We start from the raw sequence: 18,821 nt of genomic DNA, 5'->3' as shown, positions 1-18,821 counted from the left end.
TCGAGGAGCTTTTCCGTGAGCAAGCGAATGCGATAGGGCGAATCCGCCCCTTCTTCACCCCTCGGACCAGGGTCGCCTCCGCGCACCCGCCTTCCTCCTCCGAGGCCTTTCCCGTACCCCCGACGGCCGCGCCGCCGTATCCGCGTACGGGCACACCGAAGCCATTCAGCCCTGCCTGCCGGGAGATACCGCCATGTCCGCATCCCTGAACGCCGCCGCTTCCTCCGCCACCGCCACCGTCGCCGCCACGTCCGCCGCCGCGTGCGCCGCTTCCGCGGAGCCCGCCTGTGACGGGCCGCTCCCGGTCCTCGGCCGCGACGTCACCGTCCCCCTCGTGACCGGCGGCGAGGTCACCTACGCGGCCCTGGACTACGCGGCCAGCGCCCCCGCCCTCCAGCGGGTCTGGGACGACGTCGCCGCGTACGCCCCGTACTACGGCAGCGTCCACCGCGGCGCCGGCTACCTCTCGCAGCTGTCCACCGACCTCTTCGAGCAGAGCCGGGTCACGGTCGCCGAGTTCCTCGACTGCCGCCCCACCGACCAGGTGGTCTTCACCCGGTCCACCACCGACTCCCTGAACCTGCTCGCCGCCGTGCTCCCGGCCGACTGCCAGGTCTTCGTCTTCGAGACCGAGCACCACGCCTCGCTCCTGCCGTGGACGAAGGCCCAGGTCACCTACCTCAACGCGCCGCGCACCCCGGGCGAGGCCGTCGCCACCCTGGAGCGGGCGCTGGCCGACCGCGAGCCCTACGGCCCGGCCCTGGTCTGCGTCACCGGCGCCTCCAACGTCACCGGCGAGCTGTGGCCGGTCAAGGAGCTGGCCGCGGCCGCGCACGCGCACGGCGCGCGGATCGTGCTGGACGCCGCCCAGCTGGCGCCCCACCACCCCGTCTCGGTGCGGGAGCTGGACGTGGACTGGGTCGCCTTCTCCGGGCACAAGCTCTACGCGCCCTTCGGCTCGGGCGTCCTCGCCGGCCGCGCCGACTGGCTCCGGGAGGCGCAGCCCTACCTCGCCGGCGGCGGCGCCTCCCGCAAGGTCGCCCGTCGGGAGGACGGCGGCGTCGACGTCGAGTGGCACACCACGGCCGCCCGCCACGAGGCCGGCTCCCCGAACGTGATCGGCGTCTACTCGATCGCCTCCGCCTGCAAGGCTCTGACCGAGGCCGGGTTCGACTCCCTCGTCGCCCGCGAGCGCCACCTCATCGCGAAGGTCCGCGAGGGCCTCGCCGAGGTCCCGGCGGTCCGCGTCCTGTCCCTGTTCGGGGACGACGCGCCGCGCGTCGGCGTCATCTCGTTCGTCGTGGACGGCTGGAACAGCTCCCACTTCGCGGCCGCGCTGTCCGCCGAGTACGGCATCGGCGTCCGCGACGGCCTCTTCTGCGCCCACCCGCTGGTGCGCACCCTGCTCGGCAGCGAGCCGCAGGAGCCGGGCGAGTGCGGGGCGCCCGAGGCGGCGCCCGGCGAGCGGTCCCTGAACGCGATCCGCGTCAGCTTCGGGGCGGGCACCCCCGACGAGCACGTCGAGCGCTTCGTCGGGGCCGTCAAGGAGCTGGTCGCGGACGGCGCCAAGTGGCGCTACCGCACGGAAGAGGGCCGCTGCGTCCCGGCCGTCTGAGGCGCGGCGCGGGCGGGGGCGCCGGGAGCCGGTGGGCCCGGCCGGGGGGAGACCACCCGGCCGGGCCCACCGGCTCCCGTGCCTGCCGGGCGCGGCGCGGGCCGGGCGCGGCGCCGGCCCTCAGGCGTCCAGGCCGATGGCGAAGGCCGCTTCGAGGTCGTGCTGCGAGTAGGTGCGGAACGCGACGTGCGTGTCCGTGGCCTCCACGCCGGGGATCTTGCTGATGCGGCCCGGGATGATGTCCGCCAGGTTCTCGTGGCGGGCCACGCGGACCAGGGCGATGAGGTCGTACGTACCGGTGACGGAGTAGACCTCGCTGACGCTGTCCAGCGCGGCGATGGACTCGGCGATCTCGGGGATGCGGTCCACGCTGGTCTTGATGAGCACGATCGCGGTGATCACGGCTGGCTGTCTCCCTCGACTGCGGTCACTGGTCGTCCCACTCTAGTCGTACGCCGATAACGCACCCACGCGTACAGGAAGCCCACCGAGAAGCCCACGACGTGCGCGAGGTACGCCACTCCGGGGCCGCTCTCCGCCCGGTGCGCGGCCAGCCACTGGAGCCCGAACCAGAACAACAGCACGATCCACGCCGGGAAGCGCAGCGGCAGGAACAGCAGGAACGGGAACAGGCTCGTCACCCGCGCCTTGGGGAAGAGGCACAGGAAGGCGCCGAGGACCGCCGAGATCGCGCCGGAGGCCCCGACCAGCGTCTGGTCCGAGGAGGCGTTGGCCGCCGCGTACGCGGCGAGGGCCAGGTAGCCCGTGGTGACGTAGAAGACGAGGAAGGGGACCCGGCCCATCCGTTGCTCCGTCATCGCCCCGAAGACGTGGAGGAACAGCATGTTCCCCAGCAGGTGGAGCCAACTGCCGTGGACGAAGAGGGCCGTGAGCGGGGTCAGCAGCGGTCGTCCGGCACCCGAGAAGAGCTCGTCGGGGACCACGCCCCAGTGCCGGAAGTACGCGGTGCCGTTCGCGAGCAGCCGCTCGCCCGTGCCGTAGGTCGGATTCAGGCCCGAGGCCGGGCCGAAGAGGAACGCCGCGCAGCAGCCGGCGATCAGCGCGTACGTGACCACGGGGCCGCGTGCGACGTCGGCTACGCTCCGCCACTTTACGATCATGAGACAGAGCATGACGCAGGTGGACCCACCTGACGGCGGTGCCAGGCCGTAGGGTTACGTGCTGCGGTCCGCCGACCGCCGCGGAAGGCTTTGATTGAATGAGCTACGAAGGAGAGAGCGGCCTGATGACGGTTCCCCTGCCGACCGACACCACCCGGTGGCGCTGCACCCTGTGCGGCAACCTCACGCGGTTCGACGTCACCCGATCGTCGAAGGTCGTGGAGTACGTCCACCTGGACCTCGCCGGGGAGCCCAAGGTCGAGGAGCGCGAGGTGGTCAGTGAGACCATCGAGTCGGTGCGCTGTCGCTGGTGCAACGCGGTGGACCAGATCGAGCTCGTGGACAGGCCGGGCGCCGACTCCTGACGGAGCGGGGCCCACAGTAGATCACGGTAGGGGTGACGGATTGTGGAGCCAGCAAGCGGCGCCGGGTCGGCCGACGCGGCCGGCGACGCCGCGGAGGTCCTCGACCGCCCGCTGCCGGAAGGCGTGCGGCGCCGGGTCGTCGCGCTCGTCTCGGACGCCTTCGGCGGACTGACGGTCGCGGACCTCCCGGCGCAGCTGCGCCAGTACGCCCGTTTCACCCCGAGCCGGCGCGCCAAGTTCGCGGGCAACGCGATGGCCGCCGCCGTGGAGAGCGACGCCGTCTTCCGCGGCCGGATCGCGGAGAAGGTGCGCGAGGCGCAGCCGGAGCTGGCCGGGGCGCTGGACGCGGGCGCGCCGCCCGCCGCCGCCGATCCGCTGGACGTGGCGGCCGCCGCGTACGTGCTGCGCCCGGCGGGCTGGGTCAAGTTGGTCGCCGCCGCGGGGGAGGAGGCGCAGCGCGCCGACGCCGAGCGGGTCGGGGACGAGACCCGGCGGGAGCTGGAACGGCTGCGCGAGGAGCTGGCCCACGTACGGGAGAGCCACCGCGCCGGCGGGGACCAGGTACGGGCCGAGCTGGAGGCCGCGCGCAAGGAAGCGGAATCGCTTCAGCGCAAGCTGCGCAGCGCCCTGAGCGACGTCAAGCGGGGCGAGGCGGCCCTGCGCAAGGTGGGCGCCGAGATCGACGGGATCCGTTCGGAGGCGGCGGCCCAGGTGGCGGCGGCCGAGAGCGAGAGCCGCCGGCTCAAGTCCCGCCTGGCGGAGGTGGAGTCGGCGCTGGAGACCTCGCGGCGGGCCACCCGCGAGGGGCGCAGCATCGAGGACATGCGGCTGCGGCTGCTGCTGGACACCGTGTTGGACGCGGCGGCCGGGCTGCGGCGCGAGCTGGCGCTGCCGCCGGTCTCGACGCGCCCCGCGGACACCGTCGAGGCGGTGGAGCCGGGTCGGATGACGCCGAAGGACATCGCGGCGCGGGCGCTTTCGGAGACCGATCCGGCCCTGCTGGACCAGTTGTTGGCGCTGCCGCAGGCGCACCTGGTGGTCGACGGCTACAACGTGACGAAGACCGGCTATCCGACGATGCCGCTGGAGAAGCAGCGACTGCGGCTGCTCGGCGGGCTGTCGATGCTGGCCGCGCAGACGGGCGCCGAGATGACCTGCGTCTTCGACGGGGCGGAGCTGGCGGCGCCGGTGCTGCTCGCGCCGCCGCGCGGGGTGCGGGTGCTGTTCTCCAAGGCCGGTGTGACGGCGGACGAGTTGATCCGCCAGCTGGTGCGCGCGGAGCCGCCGGGCCGGCCGGTGGTCGTGGTCTCCACCGACCGCGAGGTCGCCGACGGGGTGGCGAAGGCGGGGGCCCGGCCCGTGACGTCGGCGCTGCTGCTGAAGCGGCTCGCCCGGGTGTCCTGACTCCGGACGCGGCGCGGGCCGCGTCCGCCGCGCGGGTCGTGTCCGTCGTGGGCGTTCCGGGTGGATCGGCCCCTTCGGGGGCGGGCGCGGGGACGCACCGTGAGCCCGTCGGCACGCGGTGTGCGCCGCGGTTGACGAAGCCGGGCGGTCAAGCGGAATTTTGCGTCCGACCCTTTGAAGTGATCAAGGACTGGTCACTATGGTGCGCCCAAACCTTCGTGCGATGGGTCACCCGTTCGGGGTGTCGGGCGGGGGTGTGCCCGCCGGACGCGCCCCGCGCCCGGCGGCCGGAGGGTGAAGGAGTCCGCCCCCGTGGCGTCCCACCGTCGAACCAAGCCGCCCGCCCGCGCGCGCGTGAGCGTGCTCACCGCCACCGCGGCGGCGGCCGTCGCCCTCTCCTCCCAGTCGGCCGTGGCCGCCCCCGACCGACCGACCAAGGACGAGGTCAAGGCACAGGTCGACGCCCTCTACGAGGAAGCGGAACGGGCCGGCGAACAGTCCAACGGGGCCCGCGAGCGCCAGGAGAAGCTGGAAAAGGAGATCGAGCGGCTCCAGGACCGGGTCGCCCGCGACCAGGGCGAGCTGAACGACCTGCGCAACGCGCTCGGTTCGCTGGCCACCGCCCAGTACCGCGGCGGCGGGCTCGACCCCGCCGTGGCCCTGCTCCTGTCCGCCGACCCGGGCGGCTACCTCGACAGGGCCTCCACCCTCCAGCGGTTGAGCGGCAGGCAGGTCGAGGCGGTCGCGCGGATCCAGGCGAAACAACGCGCCCTCGCGCAGCAGCGCCAGGAGGCCGCCGGCAAGCTCGCCGACCTCGACGCGACCCGCGAGGAACTCGCCGCGAAGAAGAAGACCGCCCAGGACAGGCTGAACCGGGCGCAGACGCTCCTCAACACGCTGACCGCGCGCGAACGCGCCCAGTTGAAGGAGGACGAGGCGAAGGAGGGCCGCGGCGCCGCCCCCGCCGCGCCGGTGGGCGCCTCGGGCCGCGCCGGGGCGGCGCTGGCCGCCGCGAAGACCAAGCTGGGCAGCGCCTACATCATGGGCGCCACCGGCCCCGGCGCCTACGACTGCTCCGGACTCACGCAGTGGGCGTACGGCCAGGCGGGCGTCGCCATCTCCCGCACCACCTACACCCAGGCCAACGACGGCACCCGCATCGGCCGCGACCAACTGCGCCCCGGCGACCTGGTCTTCTTCTACGACGACCTGCACCACGTCGGCCTGTACGCGGGGAACAACACCACCCTGCACGCCTCCAACCCGCGCGGCGGCGTCAAGTACGAGTCCCTGGACAACATGCCGTTCCGGTTCGGCGTCCGCATCTGAGGCCCGCCCCGTCCGGCGTCCCGGCGGGCGCCCCCGTCCGGCGCTCCGGAGGGACGCGCCGCACACCGCCCATCCGGGCGAATTGCGGGGAGCCGACCTGACCGCGCGCCCCGCCGGTGACCTGCGAACGCGGCGGGGCGCCCCCGTACGGGCCCTTCGGAGGTCGTTGGTCGGCGCGTGGTCGCGCGGCTACTGTCTGCCAGCGCGGAACCCCGGCCCACGGCCGTCCACGGGGGGCGGACCCGGGGCCGCGCAGCGGAAGGGAGCGGTTCCACGTGGCGTCCCATCGCCGGACCGGGCTCAGCGGCCCCGACCGGAACACCAAGGTCACCGTCTTCACCGCCGCCGCGGCGGGCGCCGCCGTGGCCCTCGCGGGCGCACCCGCCGGAGCGGCCCCCACGCTCCCGCAAGAACCCCAGGGTTCCCGCGCCCAGGTCGACCGCCTCTTCGAGGAGGCCGAGAAGGCCACCGAGGCCTTCAACGAGGCGGGCGAGAAGGCCGACCGGCTCCGGGCCGAGATCGGCCGGGCCCAGGACGCGGTGGCCCGCGGCCAGGACCGCATCAACACCATGCGCGGGGTCCTGGGCACCTTCGCCGGAGCCCAGTACCGCTCCGGCGGCATCGACCCCACCGTCGAGCTGATGCTCTCCGACGACCCCCGCGACTACCTCGACAAGGCCGCCGTGCTCAACCGGCTCAGCGGTCGCCGGGCCCAGCAGCTCGGCGAACTCCGCGAGGAGCAGCGGCGGATCGGCCAGCAGCGCGAGGAGGCCGGCCGCAAGCTCGCTGCGCTCGACGTCCTGCGCTCCGACGTGGCCCGCCACAAGCGGTCCGTCACCGCGAAGCTCGCCGCCGCCCGCAGGCTCCTCGACGCCATGCCCTCCGGGGAGCGCGCCGACTTCGAGCGGGCCTCCCGGTCGGCGGGCCGCGCCGACGGCCTGCCGGAACCGGCCCCGGCGTACGGCGGCGGCCGGGCCTCCGGGCGGGCCATGACGGCCGTGATGGCGGCCCGCGCGGCCGTCGGCCGGCCGTACGTGTGGGGCTCGACCGGCCCCTCCGGCTTCGACTGCTCGGGGCTGATGGTGTGGTCGTACCGCCAGGCGGGCGTCTCGCTGCCGCGCACCTCCCAGGCCCAGCGCCACGCCGGGCGGCAGGTGCCGCTCTCGCAGGCCCAGCCCGGGGACCTGGTCACGTACCGCTCGGACGCCAGCCACGTCGGCATGTACGTGGGCAACGGCCAGGTGGTGCACGCCCCCTACCCGGGGGCCCGGGTCCGCTACGACCCCGTCGGGATGATGCCGGTGTCCTCGGTGACCCGGCCCTGAGCGCGGGGATGCGTACGATCGGCTGATGATCCCGGTCCCGCGCGCCGTACGACCCCGCGAGCCCGCGCTCCGGCGGCGGCGCGCGCTCCGGAGGCGCGTCCGCTCCCGGCGGGCGCTCCCGGCGCGGGTGTTCCTGGCGGGCCTGCTCCTCGCCGCCGTCGGATGCCAGGCCCCGGCCGGTCCGGACGCCGGTGCCGACGCGCGACCGGTCCGCGAGGCCGTCGCCGCCTGGTCGGCCGAGCCCTCCGGGAAGCCGGCCGGGATCCCCCTGGAGGACTGGTCCTACGAGGTCACCTCCGTGCCCCCGCACCCCGGCGCGCAACTGCGCGTCCCCGCCCTGCTGCGCTACCGGCTGGCCGGCCACGACACGGCGCCCGTCGAGGCGCGCCGCGAGGTCGAGGTCGCGCGCACCGAGGCCGGGGGCGCCTACCGGGTGCTCGGCGACCGACCTGCGCCCGGCGCGCCGCCCCAGCTGTGGGACCAGGGCCCGGTGGAGGTGGTCCGGGGCGCGCACACCCTGGTCCTGGCCTCGGGCCGGCCGCCGGGCGAGGCGGCCGCGCTGGCCGAGGGGGCGGACCGGGCGGTGCCCGCCGTCGGGGCCGCCTGGCCGGGGGAGTGGGCGCGGCGGGTGGTGGTGCTGGCGCCCGCCTCGCTGGACGCGATGGCCGCGCTGCTGGGCCGCCCGGCCGCCGAGTACCGGGGCCTGGGCGCCGTCACCACCGGCCGGGTGGGCGCGGGACCCGCCCCCGCCGACCGGGTGGTGATCAACCCGGAGGGGTGGGCGCAGCTCGGCGAGGAGGGGCGGCGGGTGGTGCTGACCCACGAGGTCACCCACGTCGCCACCCGCGCCGCCACCACCGCCCGCACCCCGCAGTGGCTGTCGGAGGGGTTCGCGGACTGGGCGGCGTACCGGGGTGGCTCCCTCGCCCCGGACCGCGTCGCGCCCACGCTGGCCCGCGCCGTACGCGAGGGCCGGATCCCCGCCACGCTCCCGGCGGACGCCGACTTCGCCTTCGGCGGGGACCCGCAGGCCACGGCGCGCGCCTACGAGGGCGCCTGGCTGGCCTGCCGGCTCATCGCCGACCGGTGGGGCGAGGACAAGCTCGTACGCCTCTACACGGAAGCCGGTCGCGAGGCGCTGCCCGTGGCCTTGGAGCGGGTCCTCGGCATCGACCCGGACGGGTTGGACCGGGCCTGGCGGGAGGCCCTGCGCGAGGAACTGCGCTGAGGTCGTCCGGTACGTTGGCGGGGATGCACAAGACGCTGATCGTGACGAACGACTTCCCGCCGCGCCCGGGCGGCATCCAGGCCTTCCTGCACAACATGGCGCTGCGGCTCGACCCCGAGCGGGTCGTCGTCTACGCCTCCACCTGGAAGCACGGCGCCGAGGGTCGCGCCGCCACCGCCGCCTTCGACGCCGAGCAGCCCTTCACGGTGGTGCGCGACCGCACGACGATGCTGCTGCCGACCCCCCGCGTGACCCGCCGGGCGGTGTCCCTGCTGCGCGAACACGGTTGCGAGTCGGTGTGGTTCGGCGCGGCGGCCCCGCTCGGCCTGATGGGCCCGGCGCTCCGCCGGGCCGGCGCCCGGCGGCTGGTCGCCACCACCCACGGCCACGAGGCGGGTTGGGCGCAGCTGCCGGCCGCGCGACAGCTGCTGCGCAGGATCGGCGAGGGCACCGACACCCTGACCTACCTCGGGGAGTACACGCGCTCGCGGATCGCCTCGGCGCTCACTTCCGAGGCCGCTGCCCGGATGACGCAACTGCCGCCGGGCGTCGACGAGAAGACCTTCCACCCCGACTCCGGCGGGGCGCTGGTCCGGGCCCGCCTCGGGCTCACCGACCGGCCCGTGGTCGTGTGCGTCTCGCGCCTCGTCCCGCGCAAGGGGCAGGACACCCTGATCGCGGCCATGCCGAGGATCCTGGCCGCCGTACCGGACGCCACCCTGCTGATCGTGGGCGGGGGCCCCTACGAGAAGGACCTGAGGGCGCTCGCCGAATCCACCGGGGTCGCGCGGAACGTGGTCTTCACCGGGGCGGTCCCCTGGGAGGAACTGCCCGCCCACTACGGCGCCGGCGACGTCTTCGCCATGCCCTGCCGGACCCGGCGCGGCGGCCTGGACGTCGAGGGGCTCGGGATCGTCTACCTGGAGGCCTCGGCGACGGGCCTGCCGGTGGTCGCCGGGGACTCCGGCGGCGCCCCGGACGCGGTGCTCGACGGGGAGACCGGTTGGGTGGTCCGCGGCGGTGAGCCGGACGAGGCCGCCGACCGGATCGTCGCCCTGCTGCGGGACCCGGAACTGCGGGCCCGCATGGGAGCCCGGGGCCGCGCCTGGGTCGAGGAGAAGTGGCGCTGGGACCTCCTGGCGGAGCGGCTGCGGGAGCTGCTCTAGTCCGCGCGCCCGCGGGCCGCACCGGGCCGGCGGCGCCCGGTGCGCGGGCCGTGTGCCACCCACGACTGTGCCCGCGATGAATGGCGCCACCGTCTCTGGCCGGTTGGCGCGAAGGCGCCCATCATGCCGCCATGACACCCAAACTGACACGCCGTCACTTCCTTGGCGTCACCGCGCTCCAGACGGCCGCGGCGCTCGGTTTCACCCGCATCGGGTTGTCCTCGGCCGAGGCCGCCGAACCCCCCGCCGCCCGGTACGCCCCGGCGATCGTCGTCGGCTCCGGCTACGGGTCGGCCGTGGCCGCGCTGCGCCTCGGGCAGGCGGGGGTGCGCACCGTCGTCCTGGAGATGGGCCGGCTGTGGGACACGCCGGCGGGCGACGGCAAGGTCTTCCCCTCCACCTCCGCGCCCGATCAGCGCTCCATGTGGTTCCGCACCCGCACCGAGGCCCCGCTCGCCCAGTTCCTCTGGCTCGACGTGGTCAACCGCGACATCGACCCCTACCCCGGTGTCCTGGACCGGGTCGACCACGGGGACATGTCCGTGTACGTGGGCCGGGGTGTCGGCGGCGGCTCCCTGGTCAACGGCGGCATGGCCCCGACCCCGCGCCGCTCGTACTTCGCCGAGGTGCTGCCCCGCGTCGACGCCGAGGAGATGTACGGCACCTACTTCCCGCGGGCCCGCGCCATGCTCGGCGTCAACGACATCGACCCGGCCTGGTTCGAGTCCACGCAGTGGTACCGCTTCGCCCGGACCTCCCGCCGGCACGCCCACAACACCGGCCTGCGGACCGCCTTCGTGCCCAACGTCTACGACTTCGACTACATGAAGCGCGAGGCCGCCGGCTCCGTCCCGCGGTCCGCGCTCGCCGGCGAGGTCATCTACGGCAACAACCACGGCAAGAGGAGCCTCGACAAGACCTACCTCGCCGCCGCCCTCGGCACCGGGAACGTCACCATCGAGACCATGCAGCGGGTGGTCGGCGTACGCCCCGACCCGGCGGGCGGGTACGTGGTCACGGTCCGCACGAGCGACCTGACCGGCAAGGTCACCCAGGTCAGGGAACTGGGCTGCCGGCAGCTCTTCCTGGGCGCGGGCAGCCTCGGCACCTCGGAGATCCTGCTGCGCGCCCGCGAGACCGGCACCCTGCCGGAGCTGAGCGAGCAGGTCGGCCGGGGCTGGGGCCCCAACGGAAACGTCATGACCGCCCGTGCCAACCACCTCTGGGACACCGTGGGCGCGCACCAGGCCACCATGCCGGCGCTCGGCATCGACGACTGGGACAACGCCGCCAACCCGGTGTTCGCCGAGATCGCCCCGCTGCCGATGGGCTTCGAGCACTGGATCTCGCTGTACCTGGCGATCACCAGGAACCCGGAGCGCGGCCACTTCACCTACGACGCCGCCACCGACTCCGCCCGCCTGCGCTGGACCCGGGACCAGAACGCCCCGGCCGTACAGGCGGCCAGGAACCTCTTCGACCGGATCAACCGGCGCAACGTCACGATCTACCGCTACGACCTGTTCGGCGGCAACCGGCCCTTCGCCGACGACTTCACCTACCACCCGCTGGGCGGCTGCGTCCTCGGAGAGGCCACCGACCTCTACGGCCGGGCCAAGGGCTACGCGGGGCTGTACGTGGTCGACGGCTCCCTGGTGCCCGGCTCGCTCGGCGTGAACCCGTTCGTGACGATCACGGCCCTCGCCGAACGGAACATGGCGCGGATCCTCGCCGAGGACCCGCGCTGACGTCCCGCCCGGACGGCTCCCGCCCGGACGGCTCCCGACGTGCGGCCTAGGGCCTGTCGTCAAACTCTCGTCGTCGCCCGTAGGGCGGCCCCGCGGCGGCTGGTGCGTGCTCTCGGCGTGCCGGGCGGAAGCCCTTGTACTGGACGTACTCGGTCTTCCGCCCGGTGCGGCGAGAGTGCGTGCCAGGCGTCGCGGGGCAGGCGGGAGTTTGACGACAGGGCCTAGCCCCGGTACAGGGCCTCGATCTCGTCCGCGAAGTCCTTCGCCACCACGTTCCGCTTGAGCTTCAGCGAGGGCGTGATGTGCCCGGACTCCTCCGTGAACTGGGAGGCCAGAATGCGGAACTTCCGCACCGATTCCGCCTTCGAGACCGCCGCGTTGCCGTCGTCGACGGCCTTCTGGACGGCCGCGATCAGATCCGCGTCCTCGCGCAGCTCCGCCGCCGTCACCCCGGCCGGCTTGCCGTTGTCCGCGGCCCACCGGCCGAGGAACTCCTCGTCGATGGTGACCAGCGCCGCCACGAACGGGCGCCCGTCGCCGACCACCATGCACTCGCCGACCAGCGCGTGGGCGCGGATGCGGTCCTCGATCACCGCCGGGGCGACGTTCTTGCCGCCCGCCGTGACGATCAGTTCCTTCTTGCGGCCGGTGATCGCGAGGAAGCCGTCCTCGTCGAGGGTGCCGACGTCACCGGTGTGGAACCAGCCGTCGGTCAGCGCCTCGGCCGTGGCCGACTCGTTCTTCCAGTACTCCTTGAAGATGTGCTCGCCGTGCAGCAGCACCTCGCCGTCGTCGGCGATGCGCACCACGGAGCCGGGCAGCGGCTGGCCGACCGTGCCGATCTTCTGCTTGTCCCACGGGTTGAAGGCCGTGGCCGCGCAGGACTCGGTGAGGCCGTAGCCCTCCAGCACCGTGAAGCCGATGCCGCGGAAGAAGTGGCCGAGCCGCTCGCCGAGCGGGGCGCCGCCGGAGATGGCGTACTCGCCGCGTCCGCCGAGGACCGCGTGCAGCTTCTTGTAGACGAGCCTGGAGAACAGCTTGTGCTTCAGTCGCAGACCGAAGGAGGGGCCGCCGGGGGCGTCGAGCGCCCGGCTGTACGCGATGGCCGTCTCGGCCGCCGCGTCGAAGATCCTGCCCTTGCCGTCGGCCTGGGCCTTGGCGCGCGCCGAGTTGTAGACCTTCTCGAAGACGCGCGGCACGCCGAGGATCAGCGTGGGCCGGAAGGACTGGAGCTCGTCGGTGAGGTTCTTGATGTCCGGTACGCAGCCCAGCCGGATCGGCGCCAGCACCGCCGCCACCTCCACCAGACGGCCGAAGACGTGCGCGGCCGGGAGGAACAGCAGGACGGAGCACTCGCCGGTGCGGAACAGGGGGCTGAGGCGCTCCACGACGTTGCCGCACTCGGCGAAGAAGTTGCGGTGGGTCAGCACGCAGCCCTTGGGGCGGCCGGTGGTGCCCGAGGTGTAGACGATGGTGGCCGGGTCGTCGGCGCCCGCGAGGGCGCTGCGCGCGTCCACCTCCTCGTCGGAGACGGAGAGGCCGGCGGCCTGGAGGGTGCCCACCGCGTCCCGGTCGATCTCCCAGACCTCGCGCAGCTCCGGCAGGCGGTCGCGCAGGGAGGCCACGGCCTCGGCGTGCGCGGGGCTCTCCACGACGACCGCGACGGCGCCGGAGTCGCCGAGGATCCACTGGATCTGCTCGGGGGAGCTGGTCTCGTAGACGGGGACGGTGACCGCGCCCGCGCTCCAGATCGCGAAGTCGAACAGCACCCACTCGTAGCGGGTGCGGGAGATCAGGGCGACCCGGTCGCCCGGCCGGACGCCGGAGGCGATCAGGCCCTTGGCGGTGGCGCGCACCTCGGCGAGGAACTGCGTCGCCGTCACGTCCTGCCACCGGCCGTCGACCTTGCGGGCGATGACGGCGGTGTCGGGATGCTGGGCGGCGTTGCGGCGGATGAGATCCGTCAGGTTCCCGTCCGAAGGGACCTCGTACAGGGCCGGAAGGCTGAACTCGCGCAAGACTGAAGCTCCTCTGGGCGCCATCGCCACCGTGTGGACCGACCGGACGTTACCCACCGGTAGTGGGTTCCGGATAGAGGGAACCGGCCAGATGTTCCGTGCGTCACATTCTGTACATCGTCAGACATTGTCAGGCTGCCCCGGAACCCGGAACGAACGTGCCGACAGTAGTCGACCCGCTGCGCGACTCGGAAGTAACCGCAGGTCCGGCCACCTCTCAGCGGTGCGCGCGGCTCGCCCCGCGACCCCTCCACCGGTCCTCTACCCGTCCTGGCCGTACCCCCCTAGGGTTGCGGACATGGGTGCCAGCAGGATGCGTACGAGGATCCACGTCGTCAGCGACGTACACGGCAACACCGAGGCGCTCGCCCGCGCCGGGGACGGCGCCGACGCGCTGATCTGCCTCGGTGACCTGGTGCTCTTCCTCGACTACGCCGACCACTCGCGCGGCATCTTCCCCGACCTCTTCGGCGTCGAGAACGCCGACCGGATCGTCGAACTGCGCACCGCCCGGCGCTTCGGGGAAGCACGCGAATTCGGCCGCCGCCTGTGGGACGGGCTGGACAGGGAGCGGCTGATCGAGGAGGCCGTACGCCGCCAGTACGCGCAGATGTTCGCGGCCTTCCCCACTCCCACGTACGCCACCTACGGCAACGTCGACATGCCTGCCCTGTGGCAGGAGTACGCCGCACCGGGCACCACCGTCCTCGACGGGCAGCGCGTGGAGATCGGCGGCCGGGTCTTCGGCTTCGTCGGCGGCGGCCTGCCCTCGCCCATGCGCACCCCCTACGAGGTGGACGAGGAGGAGTACGCCGCCAAGGTGGAGGCCCTCGGCGAGGTCGACGTCCTGTGCTCCCACATCCCGCCCGAGGTCCCCGAACTCTGCTACGACACGGTCGCGCGCCGCTTCGAGCGCGGCAGCGAGGCCCTGCTCGCGGCCATCCGCCGCACCCGGCCGCGCTACGCCCTGTTCGGCCACGTCCACCAGCCGCTCGCCCGACGGGTCAGGATCGGCGGCACGGAGTGCGTGAACGTCGGCCACTTCGCCTCGACGGGACGCCCCTGGGCGCTGGAGTGGTGAACGGGGCGGCGCCCGCCGGGGCGCCGCCGGCAGCCCCCGCGGCCCCGGCGGGAGGTGCGGCGGTGGCCGAGGCCGCACGCACGGTAGCCTTCACGCGGCGGCCGGAGGCCGCCCGCACCCTTGTCGAAATCCCCCCGGAGGAGCGACCGCGATGGCGGAACACACCAGCTCGAGCATCACGATCGAGGCCGCGCCGGCCGAGGTCATGGCCGTGATCGCCGACTTCGCCCGCTACCCCGAGTGGACCGGCGAGGTGAAGGAGGCCGAGGTGCTCTCCACCGACGCCGCGGGCCGCGCCGAGAAGGTGCGCCTGCTCCTGGACGCCGGCGCGATCAAGGACGACCACACCCTCGCCTACAGCTGGAAGGGCACGGACGAGGTCAGCTGGACGCTGGACAAGTCCCAGATGCTGCGCCAGCTCGACGGCTCCTACCGGCTGGCCCCGCTGGACGGCGGCCGCACCGAGGTCACCTACCAGCTGACCGTGGACGTCAAGATCCCGATGCTGGGCATGATCAAGCGCAAGGCCGAGAAGGTCATCATCGACCGCGCGCTGGCGGGCCTGAAGAAGCGCGTCGAAAACGCCTGAGCCCCACCGCCTCCGCCGACCCCGGCCGCCCTCCCCGGATCCCGCCCGATCCGGTCGCGTCCGGGGTCCGGTCGTCTCCGGGGCGAATCCGGTGCCGTCCGCGCGCGCCCGGGCCGGCGGCGCGTCGGCCCGGGTCAGAATGGGGTCCGGCCGGATCCCGGCCGACCCCGCGGGGCGCCCTCCGTCGAGCCCTCCCGGCCGGCGGACGCGGTCGGCGGGGCCGCGCCGAGGAGGAAGCGCCACCGCATGCCGCAGACCCTGCTGATCACCGGCCCCGGAGGGGCGGGACGGACCACCGTCGCCGCCGCCACCGCCCTCGCGGCGGCCCGCGCGGGGCGCCGGGTGCTGCTGCTGTCCGCCGACGAGCTCCCGGAGCTCGCCCCCACCCCGGGCCTGCGCCTGGCACGCGTCGACTCCGGCGCGGAGTTCCGCGCCGAACTCGCCGCCCTCCAGGAACGCGGATCCGCCCTCCTCGCCCTGCTCGGCGGACAGCCCCTCGGCGCCGAGGAACTGACCGAACTGCCCGGAGCCGAGGAGTTCTCCCTGCTCCGCGCCCTGCGCCGGGCCGCCGCCGCCCCCGACACCGACCTCGTGGTCGTGGACGCGCCCCCGCTGCACCGGGCGCTGACCACCCTCGCCCTCCCCGCGCAGCTGCGCCGCCACCTGGCCCGGCTGCTGCCCTCCGAGCGGCAGGCGGCCCGCGCCCTGAGACCCGTACTCGCCCAACTCGCCGGGGTCCCGATGCCCGCGCAGTGGCTCTACGAGACCGCCGCCCGCTGGGACGAGGAGCTGGACGCCGTCCGGGCCGTCGTCGAGGCCGACTCCACCCGCGTGCGGATCGTCGTCGAACCGGGGCCGGCCGCCGAGCGGTCCCTGCGCCTCGGCCGGCTCGGGTTCGCCCTGTACGGGCTCGGCGTCGAAGGGATCGTCGCCAACCGCCTCGCCCCCGCCGACTCCACCGACCCCTGGGCGGCCGGCATCGCCGCCGAGCAGGACGCCACCCTCGCCCGCTGGGCCGAGCACCCGGGCGACGCCCTGCCCGTGACCCGGCTGCCGCACCTGGGCCGCGCCCCCCGCGACCACGCGGACGCCGTCGCCCTCGCCGAGGCCGGCGACCTCCTCCCGCGCACGGCCGCGCCCCGCCCGCACTGGGCGGTCGAGGACCGGCTCGCCGAGGACGGGGTCCTGGTCTGGGCGATCCCGCTGCCCGGCGCCCGCAAGAGCGAGCTGGACCTCGTACGACGCGGCGACGAGCTCCTGCTCACGGTCGGCCCGTACCGCAGGACCGTCTCCCTGCCCTCCGCGCTGCGCCGCTGCGCCGTCTCCGGCGCCGCCCTCGCCGACGACGCGCTGCGCGTACGCTTCACCCCCGACCCCGGGCTCTGGCCCCAGGCCCGCTGAAGCCCGTACCGCCGTTCGGGTAAGGTCGAAATACGGCCTTACCGAACGCCCGCAAGGAGAATCCGCGATGAGCGAGGCCACCGACCGCCCCACCGGCCCCGCGGCCGACGAAGACGCCTGGGCGCGGGCCTGCGCCGAGGACCTCGACGCCGAGAAGGCACGCCGCCGGGCCGGACGACAGGACACGGGAGCCGGCACGGGGACCGCCGCCGAGGAGCTGTTCAAGCTCTTCGAGGCCGTCGCCGACAAGGTCTCCTCCCTGGACAACCCGCTCCTGGGAGCCACGGCCCAGGACACGGTGCGCCAGTTCGTCAACCAGGCGAAGCACGCCGCCCGGCCGGTCGTCGAGCGCAACCCGGAGGTCTTCGGCCACCTCGCGGCCGCCGGCTCCGAGTTGCTGGCCGCCTACCGCTCCGCCGTCGAGGGCCACGAACGCCGCTGGACCCGGGAGCGACCCCCCGCGCCCCGCGCCTCCGGGCCCGGCGCCGACCGGCGCGGCGACGGCCCGGACGACGAGGGACCGGGCGCGGGCGAGCGGATCGATCTCGACTGATCCTCCGTCCGCCTCGGGTACGGTGGGCCGTGGCGGGGCTTGACCGGAAACCGAGGGACTAATGGGACTCACCATCGGCGTCGACATCGGCGGCACGAAGATCGCGGCCGGCGTGGTCGACGAAGAGGGCACCATCCTTGAGACGTACAAGGTGCCCACCCCGCCGACCGCGGACGGCGTGACGGAGGCGATCTGCGCCGCCGTCTCCGAGGTCAGCAGCAACCACACCATCGACGCCGTCGGCATCGGCGCCGCCGGCTACGTGGACGACAAGCGCGCGACGGTGCTCTTCGCACCGAACATCAACTGGCGGCACGAGCCGCTCAAGGACAAGGTCGAGCAGCGCATCGGCCTGCCCGTCGTCGTCGAGAACGACGCGAACTGCGCGGCCTGGGGCGAGTACCGCTTCGGCGCGGGCCAGGGCCACGAGGACGTCATCTGCATCACCCTCGGCACCGGCCTCGGCGGCGGCATCATCATCGGCAACAAGCTCCGCCGCGGCCGCTTCGGCGTGGCCGCCGAGTTCGGCCACATCCGGGTCGTCCCCGACGGCCTCCTGTGCGGCTGCGGCAGCCAGGGCTGCTGGGAGCAGTACGCCTCCGGCCGCGCCCTCGTCCGCTACGCGAAGCAGCGCGCGAACGCCACCCCCGAGAACGCGACGGTCCTCCTCGGCCTCGGCGACGGCACCCCCGAGGGCATCGAGGGCCGCCACATCAGCCAGGCCGCGCGGGCCGGCGACCCGGTGGCCGTCGACTCCTTCCGCGAGCTGGCCCGCTGGGCCGGCGCCGGCCTCGCCGACCTGGCCTCCCTCTTCGACCCGTCCGCGTTCATCGTCGGCGGCGGCGTCTCCGACGAGGGAGACCTGGTCCTGGACCCGATCCGCAAGTCCTTCAAGCGCTGGCTGATCGGCGGCGCCTGGCGCCCGCACGCGCAGGTGCTGGCGGCGCGGCTCGGCGGAGAGGCCGGGCTCGTCGGCGCGGCCGACCTGGCCCGCCAGGGCTGATCCCCCTCCTCGCCCGCGTCCGCCCGTCGCGCCCCCTGGGGGAGCGGCGGGCGGACGCATAGGTTGCGGGGCATGCGCATACTGCCGAACTCCCGCACGGAGCCGGACGGTTCAGCCGTGATCCGGGTCCTCAGCTACAACATCCGCTCGCTGCGCGACGACGAGGAGGCGCTGGCCCGGGTGATCCGCGCGTGCGCCCCCGACCTGGTCCTCGTCCAGGAGGCGCCGCGCTTCTTCCGCTGGCGCAAGCACGCCGCCCGGCTGGCGGCCAAGACGGACCTGGTGGTGCTGGGCGGGGGAGCGACGGCGGCCGGGCCGCTGCTGCTGTGCTCGCTACGGGCCTTCGTGGAGCGCGCCGAGGACGTCCTGCTGCCGCTGCGGCCCGGGCTGCACCGGCGCGGCTTCGCGACGGCCGTCGTCCGCTTCGGGGCGGCGCGGGTCGGGGTGGTCAGCGCCCACCTGTCGCTGGACCGGGCGGAACGGATCGCGCACGCCGGGCTGCTGCTGGAGCGGATCGCCGCGCTGGACGTGCCGTACGCCGTCGCTGCGGCCGATGTGAACGAGACGCCCGGGGGAGCGGCGTTCGGGCTGCTCTCCTCGACCCTGCGGGACTGCTGGACGGTCGCCCCCTGGGGCGGCGCGGACACCTTCCCGGCGCGGGCGCCGGACCGGCGCATCGACGCCGTCTTCGCCTCGGCGGGGGTGGAGGTCCTGGCCTGCGGTGTCCCCGCGGGGCTCGCGGGCGTCGACCCGGCGGACCTGCGCGCCGCCACCGACCACCTCCCGGTGCTGGCGACCCTCCGCCTCCCCGCAGCCTGACGCACCCCGGCGCGGCCCGCCGGCGCGCCCGCGCCCCGGTAGACCCGGGCGGGGCG

At 74.5% G+C, this 18,821-nt stretch carries 17 protein-coding genes; 14 read left to right on the top strand and 3 right to left on the bottom strand.

The genetic code is table 11. From position 1 onward, the window contains the following. Nucleotides 1–193: 193 nt before the first annotated feature. A complete protein-coding gene (locus AB0D01_RS19755; protein ID WP_363056883.1) occupies nt 194–1,615 on the top strand; it encodes an aminotransferase class V-fold PLP-dependent enzyme in 1,422 nt (473 codons plus the stop codon). A gap of 120 nt (nt 1,616–1,735) precedes the next feature. Here AB0D01_RS19755 and AB0D01_RS19750 read toward each other — a convergent pair whose 3' ends face one another. Further along, a complete protein-coding gene (locus AB0D01_RS19750; RefSeq protein ID WP_008738815.1) occupies nt 1,736–2,017 on the bottom strand; it encodes an Lrp/AsnC ligand binding domain-containing protein in 282 nt (93 codons plus the stop codon). Then, nucleotides 2,014–2,736 (bottom strand): rhomboid family intramembrane serine protease, encoded by a 723-nt coding sequence (locus AB0D01_RS19745; protein ID WP_363056881.1) that lies wholly within the window; start codon nt 2,734–2,736, stop codon nt 2,014–2,016. Before AB0D01_RS19745 ends, AB0D01_RS19750 begins: the two co-directional genes overlap by 4 nt. Nucleotides 2,737–2,861: 125 nt before the next feature. Here AB0D01_RS19745 and AB0D01_RS19740 point away from each other — a divergent pair, with 125 nt between their 5' ends. The 7 genes from AB0D01_RS19740 (at nt 2,862) to AB0D01_RS19710 (ending at nt 11,301) form a co-directional block, all read left to right on the top strand. Continuing rightward, on the top strand, nt 2,862–3,101 hold the full coding sequence (locus tag AB0D01_RS19740) for a hypothetical protein (RefSeq protein ID WP_249771655.1): 240 nt from the start codon (nt 2,862–2,864) through the stop codon (nt 3,099–3,101). A 39-nt stretch (nt 3,102–3,140) separates the two neighbouring features. After that, nucleotides 3,141–4,505: an NYN domain-containing protein gene (locus tag AB0D01_RS19735; protein WP_363057044.1), complete on the top strand. Its 1,365-nt coding sequence runs from the start codon at nt 3,141–3,143 to the stop codon at nt 4,503–4,505. A gap of 312 nt (nt 4,506–4,817) precedes the next feature. Then, on the top strand, nt 4,818–5,834 hold the full coding sequence (locus AB0D01_RS19730; protein WP_363056879.1) for an NlpC/P60 family protein: 1,017 nt from the start codon (nt 4,818–4,820) through the stop codon (nt 5,832–5,834). Nucleotides 5,835–6,109: 275 nt separating this feature from the next. Beyond that, on the top strand, nt 6,110–7,159 hold the full coding sequence (locus tag AB0D01_RS19725; RefSeq protein ID WP_363056877.1) for an NlpC/P60 family protein: 1,050 nt from the start codon (nt 6,110–6,112) through the stop codon (nt 7,157–7,159). Between the two features lie 25 nt (nt 7,160–7,184). After that, the gene (locus AB0D01_RS19720; RefSeq protein ID WP_363056875.1) at nt 7,185–8,387 is read left to right on the top strand and encodes a hypothetical protein; all 1,203 of its coding nucleotides are present in this window, start codon (nt 7,185–7,187) and stop codon (nt 8,385–8,387) included. A 23-nt stretch (nt 8,388–8,410) separates the two neighbouring features. After that, entirely contained in the window at nt 8,411–9,553 is a 1,143-nt protein-coding gene (locus tag AB0D01_RS19715; RefSeq protein WP_363056874.1) for a glycosyltransferase family 4 protein, read from the top strand. Between the two features lie 131 nt (nt 9,554–9,684). Further along, a complete protein-coding gene (locus AB0D01_RS19710) occupies nt 9,685–11,301 on the top strand; it encodes a GMC oxidoreductase (protein ID WP_363056872.1) in 1,617 nt (538 codons plus the stop codon). A gap of 221 nt (nt 11,302–11,522) precedes the next feature. On the opposite strand, the gene AB0D01_RS19705 is transcribed toward AB0D01_RS19710, so the two are convergent. Continuing rightward, nucleotides 11,523–13,319: an AMP-dependent synthetase/ligase gene (locus AB0D01_RS19705; protein ID WP_363056870.1), complete on the bottom strand. Its 1,797-nt coding sequence runs from the start codon at nt 13,317–13,319 to the stop codon at nt 11,523–11,525. Between the two features lie 298 nt (nt 13,320–13,617). Between AB0D01_RS19705 and AB0D01_RS19700 the strand changes: the two genes are divergently transcribed. The 6 genes from AB0D01_RS19700 (at nt 13,618) to AB0D01_RS19675 (ending at nt 18,765) form a co-directional block, all read left to right on the top strand. After that, nucleotides 13,618–14,400 carry a metallophosphoesterase gene (locus tag AB0D01_RS19700; RefSeq protein ID WP_363056868.1) on the top strand — a complete coding sequence of 261 codons (783 nt, stop codon included), beginning with the start codon at nt 13,618–13,620 and terminating at the stop codon, nt 14,398–14,400. A 151-nt stretch (nt 14,401–14,551) separates the two neighbouring features. Then, the gene (locus AB0D01_RS19695) at nt 14,552–14,989 is read left to right on the top strand and encodes an SRPBCC family protein (protein WP_363056866.1); all 438 of its coding nucleotides are present in this window, start codon (nt 14,552–14,554) and stop codon (nt 14,987–14,989) included. Nucleotides 14,990–15,235: 246 nt separating this feature from the next. After that, entirely contained in the window at nt 15,236–16,390 is a 1,155-nt protein-coding gene (locus AB0D01_RS19690) for an ArsA-related P-loop ATPase (RefSeq protein WP_363056864.1), read from the top strand. Between the two features lie 67 nt (nt 16,391–16,457). Then, on the top strand, nt 16,458–16,943 hold the full coding sequence (locus AB0D01_RS19685; protein WP_363056862.1) for a DUF5304 domain-containing protein: 486 nt from the start codon (nt 16,458–16,460) through the stop codon (nt 16,941–16,943). Nucleotides 16,944–17,004: 61 nt separating this feature from the next. Then, complete coding sequence (locus AB0D01_RS19680) at nt 17,005–17,946, top strand: ROK family glucokinase (protein ID WP_363056860.1); 942 nt, start codon at nt 17,005–17,007, stop codon at nt 17,944–17,946. A gap of 72 nt (nt 17,947–18,018) precedes the next feature. After that, the gene (locus AB0D01_RS19675; protein WP_363056858.1) at nt 18,019–18,765 is read left to right on the top strand and encodes an endonuclease/exonuclease/phosphatase family protein; all 747 of its coding nucleotides are present in this window, start codon (nt 18,019–18,021) and stop codon (nt 18,763–18,765) included. The last annotated feature ends 56 nt before the right edge of the window (nt 18,766–18,821 follow it).

This window comes from Streptomyces sp. NPDC048606 (assembly GCF_040650855.1).
In the GTDB taxonomy this organism is placed as follows: Bacteria; Actinomycetota; Actinomycetes; order Streptomycetales; family Streptomycetaceae; genus Streptomyces.
This window is presented reverse-complemented; position numbering and strand designations above follow the sequence as displayed.